Here is a 6,776-nt window from a genome sequence, read left to right on the forward strand (position 1 = left end):
GTGTGTTTACCGGATGGACAGTTATTAGGAGTAGGCATTAGTTCAATTGATATTACTCAACTCAAACAAACTGAGCAAGCACTGCAAGAAAGCGAAGCGAAGTTTCGCAGCGTGGTTGAGTCCAATATGATTGGTATTGGCTTTTGGCATAGAGACGGCAGGATTACAGACGCTAACGATGCCTTGCTGAATATGGTGGGTTATTCTCGTGAAGAATTACTTGCTGGAACACTTCGTTGGCAAGACCTAACTCCTACAGAGTACGTGCCACTTGATAAGCAAGCACTGACTCAATTTCAAGACAGTTCCTTTTGCACACCATATCAAAAGGAATATGTCCGTAAAGATGGCTCACGCTTTCCGATTTTGGTAGGTGGTAGCCATTTTGAAGGGACTGTAGATGGAGGAGCTTTCTTTGTTCTCGATATTACAGAGCGCAAGCAGGCTGAAGAAAGACTTCGCTATATCGCCCAAACTAGTAGTTTACTCTCTACTTCGCTAGATTATGAACAAACCTTAGAACAGATCGCCAAAATCTCAGTTCCCCAGCTTGCTGATTGGTGTAGCGTTGACATTTTAAATGAAGATGGTTCCATTCGCCGCCTACCCATTGCCCATACAGACCCATCCAAAGCGGAGTTGGCGCGTAAACTTCAGGAGTATGCGACAGATTACAAGGGTGCAAGTGCAATTACTAGAGTACTGCAAACCGGGCAAAGTGAATTAATCTCAGACATATCTGACTCGCTATTAGTGGCAAGTACTCAGAATCAGGAACACTTAGAACTTGTTCGGCAATTGCGGATGAAGTCTGTGATGATTGTGCCGTTAATTGCACAAGGGCGAGTCTTCGGCACTATTAGCTTTGTCACCGCCGAATCAGACCGTCGCTACGATCGCACTGACCTAACTTTAGCAACAGAGATTAGCCATCGTGCTGCCTTAGCAGTGGAAAATGCCCGACTTTATCAAGATATCCACCAGACTTTAGTCCATTATGCCGAATCTCTATCTCTTCTAGATGCGCTCTTAGGTGCTGCTCCCGTTGCTGTATGCTTTTTAGATCGGGAACTGCGATATATCCGAATTAATCAAGTTTTCGCTGACATTAACGGTTTGACTATAGAAGAACATCTAGGATGCAAATTTGGGGAAGTTTTACCAGCGATGGCGGCTAAGGAGGAGCTACAGTTACAGCGCGTCTTGGATACTGGAGAACCCCTGCTGAATATAGAAATCAGTGGTGAGACAAGAGAACAACCAGAACGTTACGGCTACTGGCTGGGCAACTATTACCCGGTCAACAACGCAATGGGGGAAATCATAGGAATTGGAATTATTTTAGTAGAGGTGACAGCAGCAAAGCAAACAGAAGTTGCCTTACGGGAAAGCGAAGAAAGGTTCCGGGCAATGTTCAACCAAGCAGCTGTCGGCATTACTTTAGTAGCTTTGGATGGACGATTTATTCAGGTTAATCCTGCCCTATGTGAAATTACTGGATATAGTCATGAAGAGTTAATCCAATTAAACTTTCAGGAAATTACCCACCCTGACGACTTAGAAATTGATTGGGAAAATACTCGGCGAGTTTTAGCAAAAGAAATTAGTGGTTATTCCCTAGAGAAGCGCTACATCCGCAAAGATGGTTCCATTGTTTGGGTAAATCTAACTTCATCAGTAGTTTGGGATGCTAACGGACAACCAAAGTATGCATTAGGTATTATTGAAGATATTAGCGAACAGCAAGCTGCGCTACGCGAACGCAAACAAGTTGAAGCCACACAACAATTTCTAGTCGAAGCCAGCACCTTACTAGCTGCCTCATTCGATTATGAAATCGCTTTGAAAAGTGTGGCTAATCTAGCAGTTCCAACCTTAGCTGACTGGTGTATTGTAGATGTTTTCCAGGAAGATTGGTCAAGTAAACAAATTGCGATCGCAATTGCCGATCCCACAAAACAGAATATATTAGACGAAATCCAACGGCGTTATCCACCCAAAACTAGAGTAAAACAGCTTGTGCAGCAGCTAAGGCTAGGAATATCTGCCTTTTACCCCGAATTATCTGACTCTAATCTTGTACAGATGGCTCAAGACGACGAACATCTGCAATTGCTGCGAAGCCTAGATATTTGTTCTCTAATGGTGATTCCAGTTCGTTCTCGTGGGCAATTATTTGGAGCAATCTCTTTTTTTACAGCCGAGTCGGGTCGGCACTACCAACAAACAGACTTGGCTTTAGCAGAGGATATTGCTCGTCGGGCGGCAATAGCGATCGACAACGCAAGATTATACCAGGAAACTGAACGGTCTGTCAATCGCACGCTACTTTTACAAAGAATAACTGCTGCCCTCTCAGAAGCCCTAACTCCCCAACAGGTAGCTGATGTAGTGGTAAACCAAGGGATTGCCGCCTTGCAAGCCACTGCTGGTTCCGTTACCTTACTTACTGAGGGAGATACTACCCTAAAAGTTGTACAAGCAATTGGTTATCCGCAATCACTCATAGATGCTTGGACAACTTTTCCCATCACTGCACCTAACCAAATAGCGGAAACAGTCAGAACTGGGCAGCCGATTTTTTTAGAAAATTTAGCAGCCATGATTGCTAAATATCCAAACTTAGCAGATGTTGTGGCTCTCACAGGGAATAATGCCTGGGCTTCCATTCCCTTGGTAACAGAAGGCAAAGTAATTGGGGCACTGGGATTAAGCTTTACCACTGGACAAATATTTAAAGAAGAAGACCAGAGATTTATGTTGACACTGGGACAACAGTGTGCACAAGCGATCGCCCGCGCTCAACTTTACGAAACCGAAAAAACTGCAAGGGCGCAAGCCGAGACAGCCAACCGAATTAAAGATGAATTCCTCGCTGTCCTTTCCCATGAACTTAGAACTCCCCTAAATCCGATTTTAGGATGGGCAAAGTTACTCAGAACCCGCAAGTTTGACGAAGCCACTAGAATCCAGGCATTGGAAACAATCGAGCGTAATGCCAAATTACAAACCCAACTTATTGGAGATTTACTTGATGTTTCGCGGATTTTACAAGGGAAAGTCAGGTTAAATCTCTATGCAGTGGATTTGAAAGTAGCGATCGCAGCTGCACTAGAAACGGTGCGTTTAGCAGCAGAAGCCAAATCAATTGAAATAAAAACGGTGTTAAGTCATGATATCGGCAAAGTTTTGGGTGATGGCGATCGCTTGCAACAAGTGATGTGGAATCTCCTCTCCAATGCCGTTAAATTCACACCCACAGAAGGACGAGTAGAAGTGCGTCTAGAGCAAGTTGGGTTAGATGTCCAAATCCAGGTGATTGATACAGGTAAGGGAATCATGCTGGAATTTTTACCCTACGTCTTTGATTACTTTCGACAAGCAGATGCCAAGACAACCAGGATATTTGGCGGACTGGGATTAGGACTAGCAATTGTGCGTCATCTAGTAGAACTTCACGGTGGTACAGTTCAGGCAGAGAGTCTAGGAGAAGGACTAGGGGCAACATTTACAGTCAGACTACCTTTGCTCAAAAATTCTGAGTTGCGAGTTGAGAGTGGTGAGGCTTCTCAAGCAGAAGTTAGTACTGACGACACATTACTTGCTGGAGTCCAAATCTTGCTTGTGGACGATCAAGCTGATGTGCGAGAGTTTTTTAGCTTTGCGCTAGAACAATATGGGGCAACTGTAACATTAGCTGAGTCAGCAAGTGAAGCGCTGGAAATACTAGCTCAATCAAAGCCAGATATCCTGTTAAGCGATATTGGAATGCCTGTAATGGATGGCTATATGCTGCTGCGCGAGGTAAGAAAATTACCGCCAGAACAAGGTGGGCAAATTCCCGCGATCGCTTTAACTGCTTATGCTGGAGAAATTAACTACAACCAAGCAATGGCAGCAGGATTTCAAAAACACCTACCGAAACCCGTCGATCCAGTGGATTTAGCTACAGCGATCGCTAATCTTATCGGATAGAATCAGCCTTAAGCTCATCCCACCCCTAAAAGGAGTGGGATTTCGCGTCATTTGTCATTTGTATCTTTTTTTGACAAAGCGCAAAGTGCGGTCTTGGGGTCTCCCCTATGGAGCAACTTTGCAATCTTATGACTAGTGACTTTAGGACGGGGGCGGGGGCGACTATCCTCCCATACATTGAAGTTCGGGGGCTTAAGAGTCGCCATTCTGTGAACTACCCCACCCGGCATAAAGTTTAAACTGGCTTTAAACCCAGCAAATGCAAGTTTTAATTGATAGTCATTTCCTCCAGCAAGAACTGCCCAAAGGCGGAGCATCTCCGGCTTTGCTCTTACAGCGCTTTTCAAGTAATTGAACTACACCACTCCCTACTCCCTACTCCCTACTCCCCATTCCTCGTCTCAGTCGTGGTCTAAATACCTGAAAACTGCTCTAACTCCTGCCTTTCTTTGTAAGTAATATTAAGTGATCTGCAAAAACCAAGACTTTTTTTTGATACTATTTAACATCGGACTCTTGAAATACTGATTGACGTATGAGCAAAAGTACCCTGTTTGATAAAGTTTGGGACTTACACACCGTTGGTACACTTCCCTCAGGGCTAACGCAACTATTTATCGGACTTCACCTAATTCATGAAGTCACCAGTCCCCAGGCTTTTGCTATGTTACGCGAGAGGGGTCTAAAAGTACTGTTTCCACAACGTACCGTCGCCACAGTCGATCATATTGTGCCAACAGAAAACCAGGCGCGTCCCTTTGCCGATAACTTGGCAGAAGAAATGATTCAGGCGCTTGAACAAAATTGTCAAGAAAATAACATAACTTTTTACAATATTGGTTCTGGTAGTCAGGGTATAGTTCATGTGATTGCTCCAGAACTCGGACTCACTCAACCTGGAATGACGATCGCTTGTGGAGATAGTCACACTTCCAGTCATGGGGCATTTGGTGCGATCGCATTTGGTATTGGTACTAGCCAAGTCCGGGATGTTCTCGCTTCTCAAACCCTCGCCCTATCCAAACTGAAAGTCCGCAAGATTGAAGTTAACGGCACTCTCAACCTTGGAGTTTACGCCAAAGATGTAATTTTACATATCATCCGCTCACTTGGTGTTAAAGGTGGCGTGGGCTATGCTTACGAATTTGCAGGTACGACATTTGAGCAAATGAATATGGAAGAGAGGATGACTGTCTGCAATATGGCGATCGAAGGCGGTGCTAGATGCGGCTACGTTAATCCCGATCAAGTCACCTACAATTACCTCAAAGGCAGAGATTTTGCACCCATTGATGCAGATTGGGATAAAGCAGTGGCTTGGTGGGATTCCATCAAGAGTGATGCTGATGCCCAGTACGATGATATAGTGCTATTCGACGCTGCGGAAATTTCTCCTACCGTCACCTGGGGGATTACTCCCGGTCAAGGTATCGGTGTTAACCAGTCAGTGCCTCAACCGGAAGAACTGCTAGAAGAAGACCGATTTATTGCCGAAGAAGCTTACCGTTACATGGATTTATATCCTGGTCAACCGATCAAGGGCACTAAAATAGATGTCTGCTTTATTGGTAGTTGCACTAACGGTAGGATTAGTGATTTGCGAGAAGCGGCGAAAATCGCCAAAGGTCGCCACGTTGCAGAGGGAATCAAAGCTTTTGTTGTCCCAGGTTCTGAAAAGGTGAAGGAAGAGGCGGAAGCGGAAGGACTGGATCAAATTTTTCAGGAAGCCGGATTTGAGTGGCGGGAACCGGGATGTTCTATGTGTCTAGCTATGAACCCCGATAAGCTACAAGGAAGACAAATCAGCGCTTCTTCCTCCAATCGCAACTTTAAAGGAAGACAGGGTTCCTCTTCCGGTCGGACATTGTTAATGAGTCCGGCGATGGTCGCTACAGCTGCGATTAAAGGCGAAGTCTCTGATGTGCGCGAGTTGCTGTAATTTTGGGCATGGGGCATTGGGCATTGGGCATCGGGCATTGGGCATTGGTTATTAATTCTTCTCCCTCATCTCCCTCATCTTCCCCAGTCCCTTTTTAATTGGTCATTTGTAAAAACTAACAGGCAGTCATTTAGGTGATAGATAAAGTTATGGTGAGTGAAGTTAAAACAGTTTCAGGACGCGGTATACCTTTAGTGGGTAATGATATAGATACTGATCGCATCATTCCTGCGCGATATTTGAAAGCCGTTACCTTTGATGGGTTAGGTGAAGGCGCATTTATTGATGACCGGACAGCACTTAAAGGTGAACATCCCTTTGACCAACCCCAGTACCAAGGGGCGAATATTTTAATAGTCAATAGAAATTTTGGCTGTGGTTCATCACGGGAACATGCACCCCAAGCGATCGCAAAATGGGGAATCCAAGCTTTGATCGGTGAAAGCTTCGCGGAAATCTTTTTTGGTAACTGTGTGGCAATGGGCATACCTTGTGTGACAGCCGATGCTGTTACTGTCAAACAACTACAAGATTTAGTCGCTGTCAATCCCCAAGCCGCCGTGACAGTGAATCTGGAAACCAGAAGAGTGCAAATTGGTGATTACACCGCCTCAGTTGCGATCGGTGAAGGGACAAGAAGCACATTTATTTCTGGAACTTGGGACGCTTGCGGTCAGTTGGTAGCCAATGCTGACCAAGTTCGGGTAACGGCTGCAAAATTACCCTACGTAAGTTCAATACCTTCGCCAAAAATAAATAGGGCGTTCTGTAGTAAAGTTGTTGTTTACCACAACGACAACTTCCAGTCTACAGAACGCCCATGCTAGATATAGTAACACTTCTTTTAAGTTTAGAAGTTGAT

Annotated in this window: 3 protein-coding genes; all 3 read left to right on the forward strand. The window is 44.9% G+C overall.

Annotated features, from left to right (window positions below; genetic code table 11):
- Positions 1 to 3,975 (forward strand): PAS domain S-box protein (locus LC574_RS19860; RefSeq protein WP_229455092.1); only part of this gene is annotated, 3,975 nt, incomplete at its 5' end.
- A gap of 535 nt (positions 3,976 to 4,510) precedes the next feature.
- Complete coding sequence (leuC, locus tag LC574_RS19865) at positions 4,511 to 5,914, forward strand: 3-isopropylmalate dehydratase large subunit (protein ID WP_229455094.1); 1,404 nt, start codon at positions 4,511 to 4,513, stop codon at positions 5,912 to 5,914.
- 149 nt (positions 5,915 to 6,063) lie between these two features.
- Complete coding sequence (leuD, locus tag LC574_RS19870) at positions 6,064 to 6,741, forward strand: 3-isopropylmalate dehydratase small subunit (RefSeq protein ID WP_229455096.1); 678 nt, start codon at positions 6,064 to 6,066, stop codon at positions 6,739 to 6,741.
- Positions 6,742 to 6,776 lie beyond the last annotated feature (35 nt).

Origin of the sequence: Nostoc sp. CHAB 5715 (genome assembly GCF_020829685.1) — a bacterium.
Lineage (GTDB): Bacteria > Cyanobacteriota > Cyanobacteriia > Cyanobacteriales > Nostocaceae > Nostoc.

Bases quoted from the DNA above. Each gene is read 5' to 3' on its own strand.
- leuD (WP_229455096.1), top strand. From the start codon at position 6,064: ATGGTGAGTGAAGTTAAAACAGTTTCAGGACGCGGTATACCTTTAGTG.
- leuC (WP_229455094.1), top strand. From the start codon at position 4,511: ATGAGCAAAAGTACCCTGTTTGATAAAGTTTGGGACTTACACACCGTT.